Here is a 26,754-nt window from a genome sequence, read left to right as displayed (position 1 = left end):
TTCTACTATCCTAAATGTTGCAAAATAAGTCAACAAGCAGAGAATCGGATATTCACTTCTAAATCAGTTGTCACTATACTGGGGATTAATGAAGTGAAGGGAGATGGTAGTTTGTTAAAAGATAAGATTGCGGTTCAATTGTATACGCTTCGCGAGGAATGCCATGCAGATTTCCCGGGAGTTCTTCGTAAAATAAGTCAAATTGGCTATGGCGGCGTACAGTTTGCGGGCTTTCAAGGCTATGACCCGCAGGAACTCAAAGCGGTTTTGGACGAAGTTGGGTTGAAGACCGCGGGCATGCATGTTGGTTTCCATGACATTGTTGCGAACACAGGCAAAGTGGTCTCGGACGCCAGGCTGTTCGACACACGGGATATTATTTGCCCGAGTATTCCCGCTGAGCTGCGAAATGAAGGCGGATACAAACAACTGAAGAAAGATTTGAACGGTATTGCGAAGCATTTGAAGGGCGAAGGCTTCCGAATCAGCTATCACAATCATGCTTTTGAATTTGAAACGGTGATAGAGGGGCAGAACGCGCTTTCGTACTTGCTTGAGGCTGCTGTAGACAATGAAATCCTTGCAGAGCTGGATGTATACTGGCTTCAGAAGTGCGGTTTAGAGCCAGTAACATTCTTCAAGCCATATGCGGACAGGATGCCGATTGTACATATGAAGGATATGACCGCAGACGGTGAGCAGGCATTTGCGGAAATCGGTACAGGATCGATTGAATTCGAACCGATTATTCGCTGGGGAGAGGAGAACGGAGTCGAGTGGTACGTAGTAGAACAGGATGTTTGCAGAACAGCACCGATGGACTGCGTGCAAACTAGCTTTACCAATCTATATAATTTAATGTCAAATCTGCAACCGAATCTGTTCGGTGAAGCCTGAGAACGCAACTGCCGAATGGGCGGACCTCAGTGAGCCGCGAATCGAACAACCGGAACAGCTTTGCTGGCTTTTTTTGTAGAGAGAGGACAGCTCGTCCGAACATCAAACCATCCGCGCTTCTCAGCTGAAGCGCCGGATGGTTTGCCCGTTATAGAAAGGGCCGGCAATACGGATATGCTCGCATGGCTCGCCCTGGTTGGCGAGGCGCCACAGCATTTTCTCAGCCGCTTTATATCCGGTCTCCCTGATCAGAAGCTGGGGGCGGCTTAAATGCGGCAGCGCCGCCACCGGTCCGTTGGCCAATCCGACTAGGGAGATGTCCTCCGGGATGCGATAGCCCAGGGTGGTAAGGCTGTCGTGCAGCCTTACGATATCTTCATCGATGCCGGCAATGATTGCTGTTGGTTGGCTGCTGCGCAGCTTGTCGATCAGCATGCACTCGTCCCAAACGTCCGTTATATGCAGTTCTGCGTCATGATCCAACTGAAGCTCACCCATCATTTCCTCAAACGCCTGCCATCTTCTTGTATACCCCCGCTGACTGTGAATATCTCCTACGTACATAATACGGGTATGGCCAAGCTGCGCGAGCCGGTCCACGGCCATGCAGACGGCTTCGAACACATCCCAGATTACGCTGTCGATCCGGGAAAGCGGTCTCGGATAATTAATCAGCACCTTAGGTAAAGGCAGCTCGAACAGCTTACGCTCCGTGGAGTCCGAGAGCAGCCGGGGCGCGATGAACAGACCGTCCGCCGTCGGCAAATTTCGCTTCTCCATCCAGTCTGAGAATGCGTGATCCGGCACATCCTCATCCAGCACATAGCTTTCCAGTCGATGATCCAATTGATCGAGCCTCTCTCTTAACCCCTCTGTCAACAATACGTTGTAATTCATAGATTGCCGGGATTGTATCAATACAAATCGAAATTGGAAGGTAGGATAGGGCGCGATGCCGCGGCTGACCATCTCACGTGCCTGAGATACAGTCAAATAGCCGCGTACGGAGGCTGTTCGGATAATGCGGCTCCGCGTTTCCTCGGACATGCCGGCTCGTCCGCTCAGCGCTTTGGATATGGTCTGAATCGAAAGACCAAGTTCTTTGGAAAGATCGTGCAGAGTAATTGATTTACGAGTCCCCAACTTCAAAACCGCCTTCCTCTTTTCTCCGTGTGGTTAGGGGATACGAACGTAAAGCTATCGTCCACGCTAACGCTTGACAGTTCTATTTTAAACTAAAGTTCAACTACTTTAGAAGTCCCCCGGCTCCTATAATGAAAATACTTTCAGAGGAGGGGTTAAGCATGAGAAAAATAGAGACGGATATTGTGGTATGCGGCGGAGGGCCGGCGGGGATCAATGCGGCGCTGGCAGCTGGAAGAAGCGGGGCTCGAACGCTGCTGATTGAACGATACGGTTTTCTTGGCGGCATGTCGACTGCAGCTCTGGTCTATCCATGGATGACCTTTCACACGATGGATGGCAAGCAGGTCATTGCCGGAACAGCGCAGGAAATTGTAGACCGCTTGATGGCCGAGGGAGCTTCACCCGGTCACGTTCGCGATACGGTAGGCTTTGTAAAGACGATCACCCCTTATGATCCTGAAGTGTATAAGGTGTTAATCATCGATATGCTGCGCGAGGCGGGCGTGAAGGTGCTGCTGCACAGCTTCATGGACGAAGTGCAGACCAGGGACGGCCTCATTGAAACGGTACGATTGGCTACCAAGTCCGGGAAGTACGAAATTTCGGCGAAGCAGTTCATCGATGCGACAGGGGACGCCGATCTGGCCTATCTGTCAGGCGCGCCGTGCTTGCAGGGACGCGACAGCGACAATTTGACGCAGCCGATGACGATGAAGTTCCGAATGAGAGGCGTTGATCTGGCGAAGGTGAAACGGTATATGATCGAGCATCCGGACGAGTTTTACAAGAAGACACCTTTCGATGAACTGGAGGAACTGCCATTGTCCGGCGTATTGGGTTACTTCAAGCATTGGAAGGAGGCTGACCTGCCTATTAACAGAGACCAGGTCCTGTTCTTCACAGGTCCGGGACCGGACGAGGTGCTTGTCAATACGACTCGTGTTCAAGGGCTGGACGGAACTGAACTGGAGGATTTGACGGAAGGAGAGGTGCAGGGCAGGAAGCAGGTGCGCATGGTCGCGGATTTCATGGCCCGCTGCTTGCCAGGCTTCGAGAACGCTTCCATCTCTTCGGTCGGAGCGCAAATCGGCATACGCGAGAGCCGCAGAATAGACGGCTGCTATTCACTCCAGGTACAGGATGTTGTGGATGGACGCGCGTTCGACGATTGCATTGCACGAAGCGGCTATCCCATCGACATTCACGATCCGTCCGGCAAGGGCGTACAGGCCGCATGGGTCCAGGGAGATGGGGCATACGATATTCCTTACCGCTGTTTGCTGCCGAAGCGGATTGACAATCTGCTCGTGGCAGGCCGCTGCATCTCGACGACGCATGAGGCGCTGGCAACGACGCGTCTGACACCTAGCTGCATGGCGACAGGACAGGCTGCGGGTACGGCGGCAGCAATTGCATGGGAGCAGGGTATATCGCCGGGAAAAATCGACATTGGACTGCTGCAGGAGCGGCTAATTCATAACGGCGCGCTGCTTCGCAGCGGGCAGACTGTATAGCGCGTATCCGCCAGCAAGATAACGGCCAAATTCAATTGAAGATATAATTGGAACATGGTAGACTTTCTCATAAGGTCGCCTCGTATCGGAAGTTTGTTGGAAAACGAACATTCTACCGGATGAGCGGCCTTTTTTACCATGTGATAGTATATGTATTCGCTTACAATCTGTCAGGAGGAATCGGTGAAATGAAGCGGTATATTTCGATACGAGCCAAATTTATAACCCTGTTCGTTCTGCTTATCACCATTCCATTCCTGATAAGCGGAATCAGCACTTACAATAAATTTGCGGAGGAAACCGAAAAAAACTCCAGGGCGTACTCCATGCAAATTATGAATCAAGTGAAAATTAATTTGGAAAATACGATAAAAGACGCGGACAGAATAACTGTGGCTCCCTTGTATAACGAAGACGTGCTGCGTATTTTGGAGAAGCACAGTTATGAAGAACCAGGCGAAGAGAAGCTTATTCCGTCGGCGGAAATTACCAAAATGGCAAGAGTAGCAGCTTCGCTTACATTGGATCAGCCCGGAATTGAACGAATGATCTTTTTCACTGGCGACGGCATTATGTACAGCGTCGAAGAAAAACTGACGCAGCGTTATTGGAACGAGAAAGGGAATAGCTGGATGCAGGAGGTGCTGAATGCGGAAGGAAGGCTTGTCATTATCGAACCTCACGAGACGACTTATTACAAACGAACGGAGCGGGTTATTTCCGCTGCCAGAGCATTGAATCACCCTGCAACAGGCCAAAGCATCGGGGTTGTCAAAATTGATTTTAACATGAAAGAGCTCGAAGCGTTATTGTCAGAAGTGTGGTTGAGCGACAACAGCCAGTTTTACTTGACAAAGGATAACGGCGAGCTGTTATTTCCGGATGAACTGGTTAATTTCCCGGATACCGGTCCGGGGGACGGAACGATAGATTGGAACGGCCAGACTTATCTGTACACAACCATGCACTCCAAATCAACGAAAGTGAATATTCACGGACTTATCCCGATGGCCGATTTGCAACGGGGCGGCAAGGAAATCGTCGGATTTACGATCCTCATTTCAGTCATATCGCTTATCATTGCCTATTTGCTTGCGATCTTTACGTCAGAGCGGCTGGTCAGGCCGATTCGTTATCTTCAGTCGCGCATGCGGCGGGTAAAGGACGGGGCTTTCAGCGAACGGGCAGATTTGAGCTTGATGAATCGCGATGAAATCGGGCAATTGGCCCAGGGTTTCAATCTGATGGTGACGGAAGTGGAGCGACTGGTCAAGGAGGTATATGAAACGAAACTGCGCGAACGCGAAGCCGAGCTGTCGGCTCTGCAAAGCCAGATTAATCCGCATTTTCTGTACAACACGTTGGAATTGGTAAGCATGCAGGCGCTGAAGGAGAGAAATCTCGAAATCAGCGACATTGTTGCCAGCTTGGGAAAAATGCTGAGATACACGGTTGACAAGCAGGAACGGCCGGTGCAATTGAAGGAGGAGATACGGTTCGTTCACGCTTATTTGCAAATTCAGTTATCCAGGCATGGCGAGAAGCTGAGTTCGGAAATGTATGTGGATCCGTCCTTCGAATCTTGTCTTGTACCAAAGCTGCTGCTTCAGCCACTGGTTGAGAATGCATTGGAGCACGGAATGGGGAATAGCGGATTAACGATAACGATCAGGGCATCCGTGCTGGATCAGGATTTGCTCCTGACTGTACAGGATAATGGGGTGGGGATGCCGCCGCAACGTTTATTGGAGGTTCGCGAGCAGATGTTGTGTAAGCCGGAGCGGGACGGCAGCCGTCCAAAGTTTGGAGATACACTTAAAGGCTATGCCATCAAAAATATTCACCATCGCATTCAACTGCTTTATGGCGTGGAATACGGCTTAAGCGTGGAGAGCGATGAGGCTTCCGGAACACTATGGAGAATCCGGCTGCCATTACGATGGGGGGAATTGGAATGTACAATGTGATGCTGGTAGAAGACGAGAAGAAAATTCAGGAAGGGTTAAAGATAATGATCGAGGAAGTGATCGGCAGTTATAGGGTAACCGCGGAAGCGGAGCACGGTTTCGCTGCGCTGGAGCTTCTCAGAATGCAATCGGTAGATTTGCTGATTTCGGATATCCGTATGCCCCAGATGAACGGAATCGAGTTATTGCGGCATGTCCGGGGGCTGTATCCCGACCTTCCCGTATTAATCATCAGCGGGCATGAAGATTTCACTTATGCCAAGGCGGCGATGCGTCACAATGCGTCGGATTACATCCTGAAGCCGGTGGACCGGATTGAGCTTTCCCATTTTCTATTGAATTTGAAAGCGCGGCTGGACCGCGAGCGGGCGGTAGAGACGCCTAACGCCGAAGCAGCCCATGAAGATCTGACGATTCGAAGAGTAAAGGAACTGGTCGTCTCTTGTCTGGATCAGGATGTTTCACTTCCATTCATCGCGGAGCAGGTGCATTTGAATCATCAATATTTATCCACGTTGTTTAAAGTGAAGACCGGACAAAATTATTCTGATTATGTGACGGCCTGCCGGATGAGTAAAGCCAGGGAGCTGTTGACCCATACACATCTGAAAATATACGAGATCGCCAACCTTTGCGGCTATGCCAGCGCCAATCACTTTATGGCCGTGTTCCGGCAGCATTGCGGAGTGAAGCCTACCGAATATAGAAAAAGGCCGCTGAGTTAAGGCCGTTCAGATCATTGAGCACAAAACAAAACAGATGCTATGAATATCGTAGTTTTTCTCGAAAATGCGTTGTTTTTCACTGACAGGCTGACTTGTATACTTATTATTAAGCGCTTCCAATTGGTGCTGAGACTTCATGTATTGCGACAGAATGATTACATTCGGATGTTCGGGAGGTATTAGTGAAAGCTTGGGTTAGGTTGTATTGGCTGCGCTTACAAATAACCTGCAAGAGAAGAGCAAATGAAATGAAAGAAAGGATGTGATGGATAATGTCTAGTCCTACAAAAAGATCTACAGCGTTATTATTAATCCTGAGTATGCTGTTCACGGGTTTGATGGGCTCGAGCCGCGTGCAGGCCGAAGCCGATGCGGAGTCTGCCAACCGAATCGTATTCGAGGATTTCGAGAACGGCGCTCCGGATGAGTTTGTTCTCGATTCCGTATCAGCCCCATACTCGGTTGTTCAGACGGATGATGGGAATCACGTTTACAGAAATTTTAATTCCAGTGACAAGCAGTATGCTTACTACAAAAAGGATGACTTGCCGGACGATTACAGTGTTGAGGCGGATATAAGTCTTGACTCTTGGGGCGGTTTGACTCCTGCCGTTCCTGGGCTGTTACTGAAGTATGCGGATGCCGACAACTATTATGAAATCGGTTACAAGAAAAGCGGCGGCTCAGCTTCCGCCAAGTTCCATATTCGCAAGCGCTATAACAATACGACATCGTACTTGGCGATGAGTGCGCCGACAAATTTCAATACGAATAAAGTCTACAAGGTGAGGGGCGAAATAATCGGCAGCCGGATTCGGCTTTATGTGGACGAAGTACTGCTGCTTGACGTTGTCGACAGCAATAATCCGCTGACATCGGGATACCCGGGGTTGTTCGCGCTGCGGACGAATGTGGATTATGATAATTTCGCGGTGTACGACGCTACGCCAGTGGAAGTGCCGGAAGCTCCGTCCGGCCTGAGCATGTCCGAGAAAACGAGTTCAACCGTGACCTTGCGATGGAATCCTTCGCCGAGTGAAGAGGTACAATCGTACCAGCTGTTTAACAACGGGGCTCAGGTTGAAGATGCTACGAGTCCGGTTTTGGATTCCGATACGGACACCTGGAGCGCCACAGCGCGCAATTTGACTCCGGAGACGGCGTACTCCTTTACGGTCAGGTCGGTGGGAAGCAATGGTCTGATATCCGAAGACAGTGCAGCAGTTCAAGTGACAACTGAGGAGGCGGCGGTTGGGCCGGAACCGCCATTCGCTGTTCACGTTATGGAGACGACGAGCACAACTGTCAAGCTGCAGTGGAATCCGTTGCCAAGCTCGGATGTAAGCCAATATGTGATCTACAACGGCGACAGCCCTGCGGTTTCCGTAAGTTCTTCCACTTATGATGCGAATGGCGGTTTATATAGCGCGCTTGTGTTCAATCTGGAGCCTAGCACCGAATATGCCTTTACCATAAGAGCGCATACGACGACTGAGCTGACCTCTGTGCCGAGCAATGAGGTGATCGTATCCACACCGGCTCTTAGCGGAGCTTCAGCAACCCCGCTGACGGTCGCGGGTTATCGGGCCAGCGGCAGCGATTCCAATATTCCGGAATATGCCATTGACGACGATATTCAGACAAGGTGGTCGGCGTATGATGACGGGCAATGGATCGAACTGGATCTGGGCTCGGAACAACTGGTTTCTTATCTGGGAGTCGCTTTCTACCGGGGAGACAATCGCCGCAAGACCATTGATATCGAGGTTTCGAACGACCAGACCAACTGGACCCGCGTATACAGCGGCGACAGCAGCGGCACGACGATCCAGGTTGAAGCCTTTGGTTTTGAAGCCGTCACCGCCCGTTATGTACGGGTTGTCGGGCGCGGAGCAAGCGAATGGACAAGCATAACGGAAATTCAGGTTTACCCTCCCCATGTGGACGGGTTTATATTAAGTGATGTGGAGATTCCGCCAACGGGACCGGATCCGGATTCCCCAATTCCGACAAAGGCAGGTCTCTATTATGCGGATGGCACACCGCATGTGCCGCATGAGGCTCAGACAGTGACCGGCTCTACGTATAATGTCCTGGACTTCGGCGCCGATCCTGCCGACAACGGAATAGATGACGCTCAAGCTATCCGGGCTGCACTGGCTGCAGCGGCGCTTGGGGACGAAGTGTATATTCCGAACGGACACTATCAATTAACGAGCACAGATAAGGACGGAGTTACCCATTTCATTATGAAATCCGGCGTGCAGGTGCGCGGCGAGAACCAGGATGGCGTTCTGCTGGTCTCCGACCATGCTAACGAACAGGAAGAATATGCTACGGTTGAAGGCATCGTATTCCGCATGGCCGGACAAAACAATATTAAGATCAGCAACATGACGATTACGTCCAGCTGGGACTTAAATTATTCAACAAGTACGTCGGTTGCGAATCCGGATCGGGGCGGACCTAAGCAGGTGATCATGATTACCTCCGCTTCCGGCAAACCGTCCTATAACATTATGCTGGACGGACTGACGATCGAGAAGTTTCAACGGATCGGCGTTGTAATTACGAACAGTCATGATGTTATCGTGGAAAATTCGCTTTTTCGCAACGCGACGGACTTAGCCGAGGGCGGAAACGGATACGGCGTTTCCATCGAAGGCAAGTCCAAGGAAAGCCGACTCGGCAGAGAGGACGACTCTCGTTTCAATGTCGTTCGCAACAACGAGTTTATCGGTCCCTATCTGCGTCACGGAACGCTGGCGCATTCTTACACGCATAACAATCTCATTGAAAACAACTACTACTTGAACTCGGCATTAGACGCTATCGATTTCCACGGAGAAGACGAGTATATGAATGAAGTAAGCGGCAACCATATCGTTGGCGGCGGCGAAGCGGCTGTCGGCGTCGGCAATCCGGGCGCTACGCATGATGCCGCGGGACCAGGCAATTACATTCATAACAATTTAATCGAGAATGTGAAACGGTATGGGGTGCAGGTGTATTTGGGATCTCCCGATACGATTATCGAGAATAATACCATTACCGGATTTACGAACGCGGGGAGCCAGGGAATACGTCTGAAAAATGCGCCCGGAACGATTGTGAAGGGCAATCAGATCGTGAACAATACGGCTTCCGACTTCTGGGGCATAATTGCCATGAAAGACGACGGCGATCCGACCAACGCCGGGAACGGCGCGGGCATTCCCGAGAATATTGTCATTCAGGACAATCATGTTACGGGGAATACGAATGGCGTTATGATCTCGGACGGCACGAATATTCGTCTCTCCGGCAATGAGATCAGCGGAAATACCGGGACGGATTATGAGAATCAAGTGGCGGTTTCCGAACTGCTGCCGGCAACCAAGGCGGCAAGCGTACAGAAAAATGCTCAGAACGCCCCGGTTGCGGATCTCTTACAGATTAAAGGCGGAGAAGATAGCGAATCGGCGAGAAGCTATCTGCAATTCGATCTGAATTCCATTGAAGGCAAGCTGGCTACCGCATGGCTCTACGTGTATGGACAGGCGCTGGAGAGCCCTGCTGGAGAGACGGGAGCTGCAACTTCTCTCTATGCAGTGGATAGCAATGACTGGGACAGCGATACAATGCAATGGAATACGTACCAGTCTCCGCCAGAGCTTGGCCAGAAGCTCACGACTGTGCAGCTGAATAATAACGGCGAGAACGTCTGGTATGTATTCGATGCGACTGTGCTCGTGCAAGAACGTCTGGATGGAGATCGGACGATATCGCTTGCTTTTGCCCAGGATGCCGATCAAACCGGTTACTTGACGCAGCTATACAATGGACCCGACTCCAGCTATAGGCCTTACCTGCGGGTTGAAACTTACCCTCCCGTCGAACTTGCGGCCGTAGCGGTAACGGCGGATCGTTCGCAGCTGGTGCCGGGCATGACTACCCAACTGCATGTGACCGGCACATACAATACAGGATCGAACGTTTCGTTGGAAAATGCGGACATATCTTTCATAAGTCTGACGCCGGATCTAGTGACTGTTGATAATACGGGCGTGGTTACCGCGCTTCAAGCTGGAGAAGCAACATTGCAGGCAGCTGTCGTCTTGGATGGCGTTGCTCGCACTGGAACGTTCGTTCTTAATGTAATCAATAATCTGGCGATTACTGCGCAGTTGTCGGTCGACTCCACGCTGGGTACAAATACAAAAGATAGAGTACTTGACGGAAGCTTGGAAACCCGGTGGATATCAAACGGCTCCCAAACGCCTTATCTGATGCTGGACTGGACAACGGAGCAAACGATCAACCAAGTGAAGCTGTGGAGCGGACATGTGCCGGTTATAGGCTCGGCCAACTGGCATGTCAGAGATTTTGATCTGCAGTTCTTGGAAGACGGAGAATGGAAGACGATAGCCGAAGTCCGAGATAATGATCAGGACGCTTTTTTGGGTCAGTATACGATGTTGAATTTGGAAAACCCCGTCGTGACGACTGCCTTGCGCTTCCATTTTGTCCGTCCGTCATGGGGCAATGGCAATTCGAATGATATGATGGCCAGAATCAATGAGGTGTTTGTCGGCTTCGTCAACGATTAGGAACCATCTCGGCCTAAGTCCTTGTCACGCGGGCTTAGGCCGAAGTTCTGTTATACAGCTGGTTCTATTAAAGTACTCGAATTTACATAGTTTTTCTCGATTTCGTGTTATTTTTTCTGGAAGCCATCAAATTTATACTAGTAGTAGAAAGCGATTACAAACATTGAGAGGGGCATAAAGATGAAGAAATACGGGTTAGTCTTGCTGTCTGTTGTATTGCTGCTTGGCTTGCTGAGCGCATGCGGAGGAAATGGAAAGAACAATAATGACGCCGCAAAGGCAAACAAGGAAAATGCGAACAATACGCCGAGTGCGGAAGTGGCTGCTGAGTCAAAAGATCCTGTGGAGCTTGAGATGTCCGTTTGGGGCAGCGATGCTCAGGTGGCGTTGTATGACGAGCTTGCTGAGGAATACAATAAGCTCCATCCGAATGTGACAGTCAAAACTACCGTGATTCCGTGGGCGGACTACCAGCAGAAACTGGCGATCATGGCAGCAACCAAAACCTCGCCTGATATCGTATGGATCTCAGAGCGCATGATTCCGCAATTTATGAATGGGGGCCAACTGCTGGATATTTCGTCCGTGAAAGAGGATGCGGCTTATGCGTTCGATGATATAATACCATCCACGCTCACTGCATTTGAAAAGGACGGCAAACTCTACGGCATTCCATTCTCTACGCCGCCTCAGGTCGTTTTCTACAATAAAAATCTGTTTGAAGCGAATGGATTGAAGTCGCCAATGCAGCTTTATGAAGAGGGCAACTGGACTTACGATGAGATGGTCAAAGCGTCCGAAGCGATCTCCAAACCGCAGGAAGGGGTATACGGCGTGAAGTTCATACAAAATTCCTCCAACTGGTCCGACAATCTGATTCCATTGATTTGGGCGATGGGCGGCGAAATCTTCAACGAAGACACAACGCAATTCGCTATGAACACGCCGGAGACGGCCAAAGCGATCAATCTTTTTAAAGGGCTGCTCGATAAGAAAGCGCATCCAAGCATCGGCGAGCAGTTAACTTTCGATACAGGTAAGCTTGGTATGGCGTTTGAGAACGTTACCCGTACAAGCGCTTACCGTGACAAAGTCGATTTCGAATGGGATATTGCTCCGCTTCCGGAAGGCGACCATGGCGTCAAGATGCCTATTGGCTTTGGAGGCTATTCGATCTTCAAGGACGCAGAGTATCCGGAAGAAGCATTGGAATATTTAAAATTTATAAGTAATAAGGAAAATGCAGCTAAAGTAGCCGAGTTTTTTGTGCCGCAGAGAGAGTCTGTCCTGTACTCCGATGAGTATCTGAACAAGTTCCCGTTCCCGACTGTTGAAACGATGAAAGTGGCTGCGTACGATCGGTTGGCCGAAGGTATAATCCGGCCTTCCCATCCGAACTGGGTCAAGATTGACGAGCAGGTGACATTAAACCTGGACGCGATTTTGCTCGGTTCCACGACAACCGAGCAAGCGTTGAAAATTATGGAAGACAGCATTAATCCTCTATTGAAGTAACCCTCCAGAACGATGGAGCATTGCGAGATCGCCATATGAACAATAGGCTGATCTCGTATATTAAAGGGAGGATTTCGTCATATTCACAACAGGAGGTAGGCGCAAATGGCCGGAGGTAAGCCAGCAGGTTTAGCAACTTTGAAATCAAAAGAAATGTGGATGGGATATTTGTTTATACTGCCTATTGTGGCGGGATATTTAATCTTTCTGTTTGGCCCGATCGTTTACGCTTTCGTGATGAGCTTTACGAATTGGTCGTTATTTGGAAATACGGCGTATATTGGTTTGGATAACTATATTTACGCCATGCGCGATGATCCCGTCTTCTGGGATACGGCCGTGAATACCGTATATTTCTCTGCGGGCTTGGTCCCGCTGAACATTGTATTATCGCTTTTGCTGGCCATGCTGTTGAAACGGAAAATATGGGGTATCGGCTTGTTTCGGACCGCGATCTTTACGCCGGTAGTCGTTTCCCTCGTGGTTTGGGGGATCGTATGGAAGTTTATTTTCTCTACGGACGGTGGATTAGTCAATCTGCTGATCCGAACGTTTGGCGGAACGGAGATTCCCTGGCTTTTCTCGGAAACTTGGACGATGCCTACCGTTATAGTGGTCAGTGCGCTTAAAGGTGTGGGCATGAACATGGTCATCTTCCTGGCCGCTCTGCACGATGTGCCGAAGGATTATTACGAGGCTTCCAAAATTGACGGCGCTTCGCGCTGGGAAACCTTTAAATCCATTACACTGCCAATGATTACGCCAGCCGTATTCATGGTAACGATAATAACCGTTATCGGTTCTCTTAAAGTGTTCGGACAAATCTATGTGATGACAGGCGGAGGGCCGGGAACAAGCACGTACGTGATGGTCTTCTACATTTTCAAACAAGCGTTCCGCTCCTACGAATTCGGTTATGCATCGGCACTGGCATTTATTTTGTTCAGCATTATCCTGGTTCTGACTTTGATACAGTGGAAACTAAGAAAGAGATGGGTACATTATGAACAATAAAAAGATAACATCCAACCTTGCATCCTATCTGGTTCTAACAATCGTTTCCTCCATCGTGTTGTTCCCTTTTTTTTGGATGGTCAGCACATCCTTGAAGACGGAATCCGAGGTGTTTCTATTTCCGCCCCAGTGGATACCCGCAGCTTGGGAATGGATCAATTATATTCGCGTGTTTACGGAAATGCCGTTTCATCTCTACTTTTTTAATAGTATGTATATCGCGGTGCTCGTCACGGCAGGCACTTGTTTCTTGTCCGCATTGGCAGGCTATGCGTTTGCCAGATTGTACTTTCCATTCAAAAACGCGATCTTTCTGTTCCTGCTCAGCGGGATGATGATTCCTACCGAAGTTACGGCCATTCCTTTATTCAACTGGATGTCAAACCTCGGATTCATCGATACGCATATTCCTCTGATTCTTCCGCCAATGCTTGGATCGGGAGGGATGTTCGGCGTATTTCTTGTACGTCAGTTTCTAATTACAGTTCCTATTGAACTGGATGAAGCAGCCAAAATGGACGGGTGTTCGCCGTGGCGCACGTTCAGGTCGATTATGCTCCCGATCGCCACGCCCGCATTGGCAACCGTAAGCATCTTTACATTCATGAATAGCTGGAACGAGTTTTTTGAACCGCTTATTTATTTAAATACGAAGGAATTGTTCACGTTGCCGATCGGCTTATCCATGCTGACTACGGATGCCGGCGTGGACTGGCCGCTGCTGCTTGCCGCTTCGACCATAGCAACTGTCCCGATTCTGGTCGTTTTCTTCCTGGCTCAAAACAAGTTTATTGAAGGCATTGCCAATACGGGCTTGAAATAATGCGTTTTCTCCAAAAAGGACTGCCAAAGATCAGGACAAGATAGATTGAATAAGTCCGCTGGCCATTGCTTCAACCCTGCTTATTTGAGCGTAATACTGCAGTTCTGCAATGTCTCTTTACTCTTATATAAAATGAGGAAGTGTTAGTATGACGATAGCTCCGAATAAAAATAAGCTTTGCTGGCTGTGCCCGCGGTGCGCCGTACACTGGAGAAATTTATCGGATAATCAACAAGAAAGAGCCGTTTCATTATGAACGGCTCTTTCTTGTTTCAGTATATACGAAGATGCTAATTGTTATACAGGCTGAAGCACTTTGATTCCGACGGCTTGTATTGCTTTTTTGACGGCTTCGAATGTATTGGCCGGAAGCTGACGGTTGTTCGTCAATTGCTGCGCAGTGCTCAAAATAATGTCAAAGGCTTGGCTGAAAGTAGAATTTTCATCAAGCTTAGGCCAGGCTGAATGCCAGAGAAATGCTGCATTGTCCGTACCGATCTCTTGAGATGTCAGGTAGAAAGCTTTGTTAGGAATCCCGCTGTTAATATGCACCCCACCTCTGTCCATGCTTAATGAAAGCTCGCGGAAGTTATCCCAATGGTCCGGTTGGTTGTCTCTTGGATGAGCCGTTCCGGGTGCCTTCATGGAGCGGAGCGCTACGCCACCCCATTCCGGGCCAACGGTCTCATCGCCAATCAGCCAATCTGCAGTCTGTGCAGTTTGACCTTTAATATGCTGCTTGATTGCGCTGCCGATGACATCTGAGAAATGCTCATTTAGCGCACCTGATTGGAATTCATATTCCAGGTGATTGCTGAACTCTGTAATGGCATGCGCCATTTCATGTGCAACAACGTCAAGGGTGACAAAACTTAGGAAATTTCTGCCATCTCCATCTCCGAAAACCATTTGATTGTAGACAACACCCTGCTCTTCATCTTTACCCAACCAGAAGGCATTGACAAAATCTGTGCCGTAATGAATATTAAAATTGATGTCAAGCCCACGGTTGTCCAATGAATTAAGCTTTAGCTTTTCTTTGATATAGGTTAAAGTAGCACCTGCATATTCATAGGCCTTATTTGCTGTATCATCGGGAGCTGGCGGGGCTCCTTCACCGCGCACTAGTTTTCTTTTGAACTCATCAGTATGCTCGGAATCATATATATATCGGGCTGCCTGGCCCGTTACTTCGTTGGCATGATTAATCCTGCCGGGCTGACTGGCTCTCACTCCTGTTTTTTTTTCATCCTGTTGTTTTTCTTTTATATTCTTCATTTGTTTTAATGTTTTCTTTGCTTCTTCTTGGCCTTCTTTAGCTAATTGTTCAAGCAGGTATTCAGGGATGAATCCATCTCTATGCTGTGTCATTTGATTGCCTCCAATAGTCGATTTGAGATAGTGCTTGCTTCATTGCGCCATTGTGCCAGTTCCACTAAGCCTTTAAAAGTGAATCCCCGGTGTTGTCCTCCGGGTTGTAGAACGACTGTGCCTGCGAATGGAATTTCTCGATACGAAGGATCGAACGAGTGACTGTGCCCGATAATCACCAGATTCTGTCCGGCATGAGGCACGGTCTCGAACAACTGAAGCAATCTGTCTTTACTGCGCTTCATGGGTTCGGGGATCTGTGACTCCGCCAACAAATGAATATGGATGAGATCATGGAATACTTCCGTCCGGTCACCAAAGGCGAGCTTGGCTGTATCCCTGGTGCGACAGTAGGGGCTTGTCAGTACTGGATTGCTCACTGTAATCCCTAGCCTGCGGTAGATCTCTCCTAGTTCCTTGGCTTCTGCTTGTCCTTCGGTGCCAAGGTTTCTTTGTGTACTGCAATCATTCAAATCAGGATTTGGAGACTCGGTGTTTGTGGAAGTTGTGGCATGCCTGGTGTATAGAATATAGCCGCCCTCCAAGATATCTGTAAGAATGTGATGATCCCCGCTCAAGCGTTGTCCACTCCTTTGCTTCGGAATGCGCTGCAATGAATCGTAAATCATTATTTCCGAGTTCTCTGCGCACTTATACTCCCAATTTAAGGGGGCGGGATTACGAATAAACTACGGGACTGGGAGGAATCACTAATGCTAGTCAAATGAAGGGAGCACTAAATATGGATCATGCCGAATTCAAGTTATGTATGCTGAGAGTATTGCCTCCTGAAAAACAGGCCGAGGCCAATAGGGTAGCACTGGAGGAGAATCCCGAGAATCTGCTAAGGTCTTCAGAAGAAGGAATGTCTCCAGAGCTTGGAGCGCTAGTGGCCAAGAAATGGTCACTAGGCAGGGTAATTAGAGTTTATTTTATGGGTGGAGATGCTTTTGTCAGATCAAAGGTAGAGCAGTATGCGCATGAATGGGAGCGTTATGCCAATATCCGCTTTCATTTTGTCAATGATCCGACTGCGGAAATTCGAATTGCTTTTGATCCGGAAGCCGGATCTTGGTCCTATTTAGGTACTGATTGTCTCAGTATTGCTCCGCATGAGCCAACCATGAACTATGGCTGGTTCGATCAGGGCACATCTGATGATGAATTTGCACGAACGGTGCTTCATGAATTTGGGCATGCACTTGCCAATCCTCACGAGCATCAGACACCGGCGGCAGATATACCTTGGGATGTAGAAGCAGTTAAACGATATTATCGGGGTGCTCCGAACTTCTGGAGTGATAAAGAAATTTATGATAATCTGTTTTATCAGTATCTGCCTAAAGATACCGTCTACACTGCCTTTGATCCTAAGTCAATTATGGTTTATGAGATACCAAACAATTTAACGATTGGCGACTTTGAGGTGAAAGGGAATAAGGAGCTGTCGGAGACGGACAAGAAATTCATTGCTGCCCAATATCCGCAGAATTCCCAGTCCGTTCAGATGGAGAATCGTGACAATCCGTTTGCTTGGGCTTCCCAGCCTCGGGTTGAGGAGTTTACACATGATCAGTCCCGCTGAGTCCATATCACTCGTTGGTAATGAGTATGCGCTGCCCAAAGTAAATCCGTTGTCTCCAGCTGATTTTAGGGAGTTGGTCAGGGACAGAGCAATAACGATTTTGGGAGCTGCACCTGTTGAAGCAGCTATGCGCAATGACGAAGAGTTGCGAAGAGAAACAGAAGTGCTTATTCAAGAAAAGCAGAATGGACAGAATAATCTGGTCCCGGTGAGCTTTTTAAGTGACGGCGTAGCAAGGGCGAAGGCTGTGTGCAGAATCATGTGCCGCAATGGTGCCGGAACGGGATTTCTTATGGGTAACGGACTGTTGATGACCAATCATCATGTACTGCCGAGTATAGATGAAGCAGAGCTTAGTTTTGCTGAATTTTCTTATGAAGCTGGCAGTAGTTCTATAAGGATCAACCTGAAACCGATGGAGTTGTTCATTACGTCCCCTTTTGAGGAGCTGGATTATACCATTGTTTCCTGTGAGATGAAGGGAATCGAATCCATTACCCCTATAAAGCTGCTGAAAAATACAAGTACGATTACCCGCGGGGAATTCGTCAATATAATACAGCATCCCCGTGGCCGTGAGAAGGAAGTTGCTTTGCAGGATAACACGGTCAGCTATGTTTACGATATTGCGGTCCACTATACAACGGATACGGAGAAAGGATCATCGGGGGCGGCGGTGTTCAATAATCAGTGGCAATTGGTGGCATTGCACCATGCGGCGCTTCCGTTGAATGGAGAGGCTGTTAATGAGGGGATACGCATATCCGCAATAGTCAAGAATCTTACAGATCTTGCAGCTGAGGGAGATGCGGGTGCAGAACGAGTATTGGCTGCTGCCCGGGAGACTGCCCCGACAGCCTGAGCAGGTTGCCAACCATAGCGCTTAAGGTACGTTTTATTGTATCTTGAGCGCTTGTTTGCTGCGGGACGGACGGAGCCTGAGGCAGGTTCAAAAATGAAGGCCCGCGAAAAATCGCGGGCCTTCTTCTGGCGAGCAGGATTAAGCCTTAACGGTTTCAGGTCTTTTAACTTGAAGAGGTGGAGGAATTAAGAATTCTAACGCCAATGGCTGCTTTGGTAAGGTTAAGGATGCAGAAGGTCTTTACGGCCATTATAGTTTTTGCGGCCTGTACGATTCTCTTTCCGCTACTCGCGCGAAATGATGAGCACAAGCTCTCCAGCCAGCTCGTAAGGTCCGAAGTCAACAGGAAGAATGAGATGATCACCTTTAACCAGCGGGTATTCACTGGTCTGGATACGGAGATAACCCTTGCCTTCAATGACGCTGACGAGTGTATATTTCTCATGCTCCGGCAGTTGGGCTCTTCCGGAAACCTCCCATTCCCCGTTTCGAATCCGATGTTCTAAATCTTCGGATAACCGAACAACTCCTTGAGCTGGGTTCCCCCCAGATACGTTCCTGAAAAATAGGATGCAAATAGATAGGTTGGTTCATTACAATGACACTCCTCTTCTAATAATGGGTATGAATAAGTGCTGCTGCTCCGATCAGGCCGGCATTCTGCTGAAGTGCGGCGGGAACGACGGGCGTGTTCCGGCCGGAAGGATTCAATGCATGAAGCTTGATGTAATCACGAATAGCCTCAAACAAAGGTGCTCCAACCTGGGAAACCCCGCCTCCGATCACAAGCAACTCGGGGTCGAAGGTGTTGATGAGCGTAACACAGCCAGTGCCAATGTAGCCAAAGACGCGGTTGACAAGCCTCTCCATTACGGGATCTTGGCCGGATAAGGCAAGCTCGAAGACTTCCTTGGATGTCACGCGGCGGCCAAGCAGCGAGCTTGCTTCTCTTGCAATCGCCGTTCCGGAGGCAATGAATTCAAAGCACCCGCGCTGCCCGCAATTGCAGAGGCCGCGGCTTGGATCGATGACCATATGCCCGATATCGCCGGCATTTCCGGTTGCGCCAGTAATTAGTCTTCCATGACTATAGATTCCCGCCCCAATGCCGGTACTAATCGTGATGTAGATGAAATGGTCAGCGGCCTTGGCGGCTCCCGTCCACTTCTCCGCTAATGCTGCGGCAGTTGCGTCGTTCTCCAGAACAATCGGCACTTGGAAGTGGCGCTTGAACGAATGAATAATGGGGAAGTTCCACCAGTTTCGCAGGTTAGGAGGCTCGGCGATCTGTCCGAGCTTCGTATTCAGAGGGCCAGGTGCTCCGATACCCATTCCTTTAAGATCTGCTTGCTGTAAACCTTCATCGGACAGTAGTCGAAAGGCTGCTTCGGCAATCTTGTCTACCATGTCAGACGGCTGAAGTGATAGATCCGTGGTAAGCGAAGTTTTGGTTAGTACCTGTCCGTCGGAAGAGATAAGACCCAGGGCTGTTTTTGTACCGCCGATGTCGATTCCAACTGCATAATTCACTATTATTCCCTCCTGCTGTTAAACTTTACTTTACAAACTTGACAAAAGTGGTATCTGTAAAGTAAATTTGGCTTAAGCTTATCATGTTTCGAAGGGATTGAAAAGAATGGGCCGTAAAAAGAGAGTATCCATGCAAGATATTGCCGACCAACTACATATTTCGAAGAATGCTGTCTCGCTAGCCTTACTGGATAAGAAAGGTGTCGGCGAAGAAATGCGCTACCGTGTTCTTCAGACGGCTAAGGAGCTGGGATATGGCCAATACGCAGAGAAGTCATCAGCGGACAGGAATGTGTTGATACTGGTGCCCGAGCGAATCATGAGCTATCGGGACAACGATCATTTTCGGTTCTTTCATGATATGATCTGGGGGCTGGAGAAGAGTATTCGCAAGAGAGGGCTTAGTGCAGTGATTGCACCCATTGATCACGAGATGGAATCAGGTCTGCAGTTGCCGCGGCAATGTAAAGAGATCTCCTATATAGGCATCATTCTATTCGGAATTGTGGATAAGGCCTATGCGAGGCTGGTCTGGGAGTTGGATACACCGCTAGTTATGTTTGATTCGTATCACCGGGAGCTGCCTTGTCCGGTTGTTGCTTCTGCTAATACTGAAGGGGCATATGAAGCTGTAACGATGCTTATCCGGTCTGGGCATCAAAGAATCGGATTTATTGGTCCGGCCAATTTAACGACCAGCCATGAAGAACGTTGGCTCGGCTATTGGAGCGCTATACAGGAGTTTGGTCTCCCGCTAGACATGAGTAAGGTCATGACGTACTCTGCTGGTTTTCATGATACGGAGCAGGAAATTGAGGCTTACCTGAATGATTTAGATGAATTCCCCACTGCGTTCTTTTGCGGCAACGATCGGATTGCTTATTTACTGGTCAGGCAGCTTCGAAAGCGTAGTCTGAATGTTCCAGAGGATATATCCATTGTCGGCTTCGACGATCTTCAATACGAAGAAGACAACGGACTTGGGATGACGACCATGCGGGTGGAGAAAGAGAAAATGTGCGAGGCAGCAGCTGATATGTTGCTCACATTGAAAAGCGCATGCAGGGATATGCTGCGACTGTATATCCGCCCTACACTCGTTGCTCGTCATTCCGTATTAACAAAAGACAGCTGTGACCAATAAACACCCCAGAAGGCGCAGCTGTATTCGCAGCCGCTCCATTCTAATGACTCCTATTGTGATAAACCATTCTTCACATTCCTAATATAACATGGTATATTAGGTTATGTCTTTCAGAGAGAAAGCTGCAATGGAGGTACTTGATTATGGCCAATGACTCAGCTTCAAAGCCGATGTACGAAATGATTTTTCAAACGCTGCGAGAGCGGATAACAAGGAATGAATATAAAATTGGAGAACGGGTTCCGTCTGAAAAAGAGCTCTGCAGTGAGTTTGGTGTCAGCCGGATCACCTCAAAAAAAGCGCTGAGAATGCTGGCTGAGGAGCATTTAATCATTCGTCAGCCAGGCAGGGGCTCCTTTGTAGCGGATTCAAACTCTGCATCGCTGAAGCTGAGTGATAACCAGCAGGCCATTCGGACATCCGGCAAGAAACGGATTATAGGATTGGTAATTACGAATTTCAGTGATATGTACGGTACAGAGCTTATATACGGGATGGAAGAAGCCTCGAGGGAGAATGACTGCTTCCTTGTTGTACGGCGGACCTTCGGTATCCCGGAACTGGAGACACAGGCTATCCAGCAGCTGTTAGGACTTGGGGTCGACGGTCTTATCATCTTTCCTGCGCAAGGAGAATATTTCAGTGCTGAAATATTAAAGCTGGTGATTCAAAAGTTTCCGTTTGTTACGATTGACCGGTATTTGAAGGGGATACCCGCATCCTCTGTCAGTACTGACAATGTTCAAGCCGCCAAAGAGGCTGCGAATTATCTCTTCGAGCTGGGACATCAGCATATTGGGTTTCTGGCACCGCCGCCGGCGAATACAACAGCCATAGAGGAACGAATCGATGGTATTATTGAGGCCCATGCGGAGCATAACATTCTGGTGAACCGAGAATTATGGATGGAAACGATTACTTCTACCATGCCTAATGTCTTTGATCCGCAAGCCCGCATAGAGGACGTAAACAAGCTAGTGGAGCATCTCAGGAAATATCCCCACATTACTGCGCTATTTGCTGCGGAATATAACATCGCTTTGCTTGTGGAAGAGGCAGCAGGCAAGCTGGGACTGCGTATTCCTGAAGAGTTGTCCGTCATATGTTTTGACGGTCCGGAGTCCCATGAAGGTTGTCGAATCACTCATATGCGGCAGAATCAGTTTGAAATTGGCAAGCAGGCGTTCGAGAATGTCCTTCATATGCAAGGAGATGAGCAGCCAATCACTAGAATCTTATTGCAGGCGAAATTAATAAAAGGTAAATCAGCATCGGCTGTTAATAAGGACTGACCAGGATAATCTAAACTTTAGGATAGAGAACGAAATCAAAGCCTTCTTGAAGAAGGCTTTTTTTGTTATATGATTTAAAAAATTACAATGTATCCATTCTAATATATCATTAGGTCATATTTTATTTATAATATACCAATAAGTATATTGACATATTAGTATTAATTGTTTACTATGATGAAAGCGCTTGATATTAATATAATACTATTTGGAGGTGCAACTTTCACCCTTGAAACTTCAGAATGAAATTCCACAATCGGTACTTAATATGATTGAGAAGGTAAAGAGAGAGTTACCTGATTCACCAAAGCTTGCCAAGATGTTTGAGGACTGCATTACCAATACTATTGGAACCACAATATCTCAAAAACCGGATGGAACCACTTTTGTTATAACAGGTGATATACCAGCTATGTGGCTGCGCGATTCAGCCGCACAAGTTCGTCCCTATCTGCTGCTTGCAGCAGAGGATCCGGGCATTGAAGAGATGATTGCAGGTCTGGTTAGACGCCAGATGAATTACATTCTGCTTGATCCGTATGCCAATGCTTTTAATGAACAGGCTAATGGCAATGGACATCAATCTGATCTTACGGTGATGAGTCCCTGGATATGGGAACGTAAATATGAAATTGATTCTCTGGCTTATCCGATCCAGCTGAGTTATCTGCTATGGAAGAATAGCGGCTGTGTTACCCAATTTGATGAGACTTTTCATCGGGCGGCTCTTGAAATCATTAAATTATGGAGAGTTGAACAGCATCATGAGACAGAGTCGGCATATCTGTTCCAGCGTTTAAATGCACCGCTTACGGACACCCTGGCAAGAGAAGGAAAGGGCAGTGAAACGGCATACACCGGTATGACCTGGTCCGGCTTCCGCCCCAGCGATGATAATTGTGAGTATGGCTATCTGGTACCTTCCAATATGTTCGCTGTGGTCGTGCTTCGATATTTGGAAGAAATCGCGAATGAGATTTATAAGGATCATGAATTGGCCGCCGCAGCCCTGAAGCTGGGGAATGAAATTAACCAAGGCATTCAGGAGCATGGTATTTACACTCATCCTGTTTATGGAAGAATCTATGCATATGAAACAGACGGTAGAGGCAATTATAACCTTATGGATGATGCCAACGTTCCAAGCCTGCTGGCCTTGCCTTATCTGGGCTACACCGACGAGAATGATGAGGTTTACAGGAATACCCGGAGATTTATCTTGAGCGAAGATAATCCTTATTACTATAAAGGAAAAGTTGCTGAAGGAATCGGCAGCCCGCATACACCTGAAGGCTATATCTGGCATATTGCGTTGTCCATGCAAGGACTTACTTCTGTGGAACGCAGCGAGAAGGCTCGTCTGCTGCAATTAATACAGGATACTGATGCAGATACAGGTTTCACTCATGAAGGATTCTCCGCTGATGATTCCAGAGAGTTCACCCGTCCATGGTTTTCTTGGTCAAATATGCTGTTCAGTGAACTGATTATGGATTATTGCGGTTTTCGGGTATTGAAGTAGCTCTATTACAGTTCTATCAGCGAAAAAGACGGCTACGCCGTTCTTTTTGGAAGTGGTTATGAAAGCGTTATGAAACTAAATGAAAAAGGGGCAAAGACAAATGATGACAAACAAATTGAAAGTAACAATGACTGCGGTTATGGCTTCTCTTCTTCTCTTGACAACAGCATGTTCCAGCGGGAATTCCAGTTCGGGAGCTGAAGCCGAAGGTAAGAAAGAGGTCACGATTACATTCCGTTCGTCGGGCTCAGAAGACACGCTTACCAAATATTTCGAATCCGGACTTATTGATAAATTCGAGTCGGAGAATCCGGACATTAAGATCAAAATAGCTCCAGTATTGGCCAGTGAAGGTGACTATACATCTAAGATAGTGCTGCAAATGAAGTCTCCTGATACAGCGCCGGATATCGTGGCAGAAGATACATCGATTATCAAATCTGATGCGGCAGCAGGATATCTTGAGCCGCTGGACACCCAGGTTGCAGGCTGGAGTGACTGGCAGGATAAGTTCATTGAGAATCTCAAATCCGGTGTAACCGGTGAAGACGGCAAAATTTACGGTGTCCCTGCAACTTCAGATACGCGGGGGATTTGGTACAATAAAGAACTGCTCGCAGAGGCAGGAATAGAGGTGCCATTCAAACCTACGAGCTGGGAAGAGGTGCTTGAAGCTGCACGTGTCATTAAGGATAAGCTTCCGGGTGTAACCCCGCTCAATATGATTGTGGGCAAATCGAACGGTGAAGGCGTGACGATGCAGACCTTGGAAATGCTGCTGTATGGAACCAATGATACGCTCTACAATAATGACAGCAAGAAATGGATTGTAAGCAGCGCAGGTCTGCTGGACTCCTTCAAATTTATCGATCAAGTATTTAACGTAGACAAAACAGGACCAACCATGCAGGTTGCTCTTAACGGACAAGCTGGCAGCATTGCCTTCCAGCAACTCTTCCCTCAAGGCAAGCTGGCTATGGCAGTGGACGGAAGCTGGGCAGGATCGACCTGGTTCGAGAATGGAGCGGCTCCTATTGAGAATGTAGAAGACAAAATGGGCTTCGCCCCATTCCCGACTCAGAATGGTCAAGAACCAGGGGCAATCACCATGTCCGGCGGATGGGCTTGGTCGATTCCGGCACAATCGCAGAATAAAGAAGAGGCATGGAAATTTGTCGAGTTCCTTATGAATCAGGAGAACGCTACCGCACGTGTAGTAGCAGAGGGTAACCTGAGTCCGCGCAATGATTCAGTGGATGTAGCAGGATATACGGACCGTACGTTTACTGCTGAGGCTCAAGCCTTGCTGGATGTGGCTAAATTCCGCCCGACTAATGATCAGTATGCTACCGTATCTGCACAGCTGCAGAGCATTGTAGAGAGCGTTGCTTCAGGCAAGCTTACACCGGAGGCTGCTGTGAAACAGCTGCAGGATAATGTAACCCGTTCACTTGGCGAAGATAAAGTAGAAGTAAAATAGAGGATTTGAAATTCGATTAGGGGAGAAGAAACTCTCCTTTTCGGATTTGGAGGGGGAGTGACCTATGAAAAGAAAGTCGCGAGGCGCATTTTTATTTCTGACGCCTTCTGTCTTGCTGCTGCTGATATTCTTTATCGTTCCGATCATTCTGACCATTTGCTTTGCTTTTACCAACATGGCCTTGACGGGGAGCGCAGCCCAGAATCTGCAGTTTATTGGTTTTCAGAATTTCACAAACATGTTTCAGGATCCGGATTTCCGAATCAGTGTCTTGAGAACAATGGTATTCCTGATTTTCTCAGCAGTAATCGGCCAGGTTGTACTAGGATTCATTCTGGCGCTATTGATGAAGGAGAAGAATGTAACCTTTCGCCGGATCATCGGCATCATTGTTATTGCCGGTTGGGTAACACCGGAGATCGTGGTGGCGTTCTGTATGGTTGCTTTCTTCAGTGATAACGGATCTTTGAATCAGATCATTGGCTGGTTTGGCATTAGCCCGATCTCCTGGTTGTTCAGCTTCCCGATGGTCAGTGTAATTATCGCAAACATTTGGCATGGTACAGCCTTTTCAATGATGGTCTATCAATCTGCACTAGATGAAATTCCCAAAGATATAGAAGAAGCGGCTACTATCGATGGGGCAAGTAACTTCAAGATTCTGCGTTATATTACCATTCCCATGGTAAAAGGTTCGATTGTCACCAACATGATGCTGGTTACACTGCAGACGTTGGGTGTATTCACACTAATCTATACGATGACCGGAGGGGGTCCGGGAACGGCCACTCAAACCTTGCCGGTATTTATGTACAATCAGGCGTTCGTCAACTATCAATTCGGATATGGCACAGCCATCTCGCTGGTGCTGCTGCTGATTGGAATTGTTGCAAGTTTGTTCTACATGAAATCAATGAAAGTCAAGGTCTAACCCTGAAGGAGGTGCATCACTGTGGTCAAGCATAGGCTTCAACGTAATATACAATATGGAATTCTTGTTGTGCTGGGACTTTGTTTCCTGCTCCCGTTGTTCTGGATTCTGCTTGCTTCGTTTGATACAAATGCCCAGCAGGGTATACGACTGCCCAATTTCACGCTGGATAACTTCTCGGCGGTGTTGGGAGATAGCGGTAATCTGCGTTCGTTCGGTGTGGGTATCATCCTCTCCGGAGGGCAAGCTACGCTGGTCGTAATCGCATCCGTTCTGGCTGCGTATCCTTTATCCCGTTATGAGATGAGATTTAAAAAGAGCTTTCTGCTAAGCATCCTGTTCATGACAGCTCTGCCGATTACGGCGGTAATGGTTCCTGTATTTCAAATGTTTCTTTTCTTCAAATTACAGAATTCAATCTTTGCTACCATGCTCTTTCTCACTTCTTCCTCCCTGCCTTACGGCATCTGGATGATGAAGAGCTTTATGGACTCCGTGCCTATTGATCTGGAGGAAGCCGCCTGGATTGACGGAGCATCCGTATGGGGCGGACTAAGAAGAATTGTAGCTCCTCTGATGCTCCCCGGTATCGCAACTATTGCTATCTTTACATTCTCGGGCAGCTGGGGCAATTTCTTCGTTCCGTACATTCTGCTGCAGACACCGGAGAAGCTGCCGGCATCCGTGACGATTTATCAATTCTTCGGCAGCCATGGTATGGTCGAATACGGAAGACTTGCTGCCTTCTCATTGCTCTATACTATGCCTTCCGTAGTGCTGTATATTTTCTCCCAGCGGTATATGTCCAAAGGGTTCAGCATGGGCGGAGCGACTAAAGGATAATTGG

At 48.3% G+C, this 26,754-nt stretch carries 21 protein-coding genes; 16 read left to right on the top strand and 5 right to left on the bottom strand.

The window, feature by feature from the left end:
- Positions 1-111 precede the first annotated feature (111 nt).
- Positions 112-897, top strand: coding sequence for a sugar phosphate isomerase/epimerase family protein (locus B9T62_RS22500; protein ID WP_046230495.1), 786 nt, complete (start codon positions 112-114; stop codon positions 895-897).
- Between the two features lie 120 nt (positions 898-1,017).
- Here the strand turns inward: B9T62_RS22500 and B9T62_RS22495 are convergent, their stop codons facing one another.
- A complete protein-coding gene (locus B9T62_RS22495) occupies positions 1,018-2,046 on the bottom strand; it encodes a LacI family DNA-binding transcriptional regulator (RefSeq protein ID WP_087917344.1) in 1,029 nt (342 codons plus the stop codon).
- 155 nt (positions 2,047-2,201) lie between these two features.
- On the opposite strand from B9T62_RS22495, the gene B9T62_RS22490 reads away from it, so the two are divergent.
- From B9T62_RS22490 to B9T62_RS22460, 7 genes are all read left to right on the top strand, one after another.
- Entirely contained in the window at positions 2,202-3,557 is a 1,356-nt protein-coding gene (locus B9T62_RS22490; protein WP_087917343.1) for an FAD-dependent oxidoreductase, read from the top strand.
- 188 nt (positions 3,558-3,745) lie between these two features.
- Positions 3,746-5,524 (top strand): cache domain-containing sensor histidine kinase, encoded by a 1,779-nt coding sequence (locus tag B9T62_RS22485; protein ID WP_169834423.1) that lies wholly within the window; start codon positions 3,746-3,748, stop codon positions 5,522-5,524.
- Entirely contained in the window at positions 5,512-6,249 is a 738-nt protein-coding gene (locus tag B9T62_RS22480) for a response regulator transcription factor (protein WP_046230499.1), read from the top strand. Before B9T62_RS22485 ends, B9T62_RS22480 begins: the two co-directional genes overlap by 13 nt.
- 272 nt (positions 6,250-6,521) lie before the next feature.
- Positions 6,522-10,838, top strand: coding sequence for a galactose-binding domain-containing protein (locus B9T62_RS22475; RefSeq protein WP_087917341.1), 4,317 nt, complete (start codon positions 6,522-6,524; stop codon positions 10,836-10,838).
- A gap of 180 nt (positions 10,839-11,018) precedes the next feature.
- The gene (locus B9T62_RS22470) at positions 11,019-12,353 is read left to right on the top strand and encodes an ABC transporter substrate-binding protein (protein WP_087917340.1); all 1,335 of its coding nucleotides are present in this window, start codon (positions 11,019-11,021) and stop codon (positions 12,351-12,353) included.
- A 105-nt stretch (positions 12,354-12,458) separates the two neighbouring features.
- Entirely contained in the window at positions 12,459-13,367 is a 909-nt protein-coding gene (locus B9T62_RS22465; protein ID WP_211296342.1) for a carbohydrate ABC transporter permease, read from the top strand.
- Positions 13,357-14,190 (top strand): carbohydrate ABC transporter permease, encoded by an 834-nt coding sequence (locus B9T62_RS22460; protein ID WP_087917339.1) that lies wholly within the window; start codon positions 13,357-13,359, stop codon positions 14,188-14,190. Before B9T62_RS22465 ends, B9T62_RS22460 begins: the two co-directional genes overlap by 11 nt.
- A 297-nt stretch (positions 14,191-14,487) precedes the next feature.
- On the opposite strand, the gene B9T62_RS22455 is transcribed toward B9T62_RS22460, so the two are convergent.
- Both B9T62_RS22455 and B9T62_RS22450 read right to left on the bottom strand, forming a co-directional pair.
- Entirely contained in the window at positions 14,488-15,561 is a 1,074-nt protein-coding gene (locus B9T62_RS22455) for a M4 family metallopeptidase (RefSeq protein ID WP_087917338.1), read from the bottom strand.
- On the bottom strand, positions 15,558-16,139 hold the full coding sequence (locus tag B9T62_RS22450; protein WP_087917337.1) for a histidine phosphatase family protein: 582 nt from the start codon (positions 16,137-16,139) through the stop codon (positions 15,558-15,560). Before B9T62_RS22450 ends, B9T62_RS22455 begins: the two co-directional genes overlap by 4 nt.
- Before the next feature lie 164 nt (positions 16,140-16,303).
- Here B9T62_RS22450 and B9T62_RS22445 point away from each other — a divergent pair, with 164 nt between their 5' ends.
- A complete protein-coding gene (locus B9T62_RS22445) occupies positions 16,304-17,146 on the top strand; it encodes a zinc metalloprotease (protein ID WP_087917336.1) in 843 nt (280 codons plus the stop codon).
- The gene (locus tag B9T62_RS22440) at positions 17,130-18,008 is read left to right on the top strand and encodes a trypsin-like serine peptidase (protein ID WP_087917335.1); all 879 of its coding nucleotides are present in this window, start codon (positions 17,130-17,132) and stop codon (positions 18,006-18,008) included. Before B9T62_RS22445 ends, B9T62_RS22440 begins: the two co-directional genes overlap by 17 nt.
- Before the next feature lie 284 nt (positions 18,009-18,292).
- On the opposite strand, the gene B9T62_RS41510 is transcribed toward B9T62_RS22440, so the two are convergent.
- Positions 18,293-18,502 (bottom strand): hypothetical protein, encoded by a 210-nt coding sequence (locus B9T62_RS41510; RefSeq protein ID WP_342746195.1) that lies wholly within the window; start codon positions 18,500-18,502, stop codon positions 18,293-18,295.
- Between the two features lie 118 nt (positions 18,503-18,620).
- A complete protein-coding gene (locus B9T62_RS22430) occupies positions 18,621-19,538 on the bottom strand; it encodes an ROK family protein (RefSeq protein ID WP_087917333.1) in 918 nt (305 codons plus the stop codon).
- Positions 19,539-19,644: 106 nt separating this feature from the next.
- Here B9T62_RS22430 and B9T62_RS22425 point away from each other — a divergent pair, with 106 nt between their 5' ends.
- From B9T62_RS22425 to B9T62_RS22400, 6 genes are all read left to right on the top strand, one after another.
- The gene (locus tag B9T62_RS22425) at positions 19,645-20,682 is read left to right on the top strand and encodes a LacI family DNA-binding transcriptional regulator (RefSeq protein ID WP_087917332.1); all 1,038 of its coding nucleotides are present in this window, start codon (positions 19,645-19,647) and stop codon (positions 20,680-20,682) included.
- A gap of 143 nt (positions 20,683-20,825) precedes the next feature.
- Positions 20,826-21,974 (top strand): GntR family transcriptional regulator, encoded by a 1,149-nt coding sequence (locus B9T62_RS22420; RefSeq protein ID WP_245863986.1) that lies wholly within the window; start codon positions 20,826-20,828, stop codon positions 21,972-21,974.
- A gap of 268 nt (positions 21,975-22,242) precedes the next feature.
- Positions 22,243-23,496, top strand: coding sequence for a glycoside hydrolase family 125 protein (locus tag B9T62_RS22415; RefSeq protein ID WP_087920372.1), 1,254 nt, complete (start codon positions 22,243-22,245; stop codon positions 23,494-23,496).
- Between the two features lie 100 nt (positions 23,497-23,596).
- Complete coding sequence (locus B9T62_RS22410; RefSeq protein WP_087917331.1) at positions 23,597-24,976, top strand: extracellular solute-binding protein; 1,380 nt, start codon at positions 23,597-23,599, stop codon at positions 24,974-24,976.
- 64 nt (positions 24,977-25,040) lie between these two features.
- Positions 25,041-25,907, top strand: a complete 867-nt coding sequence (locus B9T62_RS22405; protein WP_087917330.1) for a carbohydrate ABC transporter permease — start codon at positions 25,041-25,043, stop codon at positions 25,905-25,907.
- Positions 25,908-25,928: 21 nt separating this feature from the next.
- The gene (locus B9T62_RS22400; protein ID WP_087917329.1) at positions 25,929-26,750 is read left to right on the top strand and encodes a carbohydrate ABC transporter permease; all 822 of its coding nucleotides are present in this window, start codon (positions 25,929-25,931) and stop codon (positions 26,748-26,750) included.
- Positions 26,751-26,754 lie beyond the last annotated feature (4 nt).

The organism is Paenibacillus donghaensis, from assembly GCF_002192415.1.
Classification (GTDB): Bacteria; Bacillota; Bacilli; order Paenibacillales; family Paenibacillaceae; genus Paenibacillus_AQ; species Paenibacillus_AQ donghaensis.
Note: the sequence above shows the minus strand (reverse complement) of the source record. Positions and strands in the feature narration are given on the sequence as shown.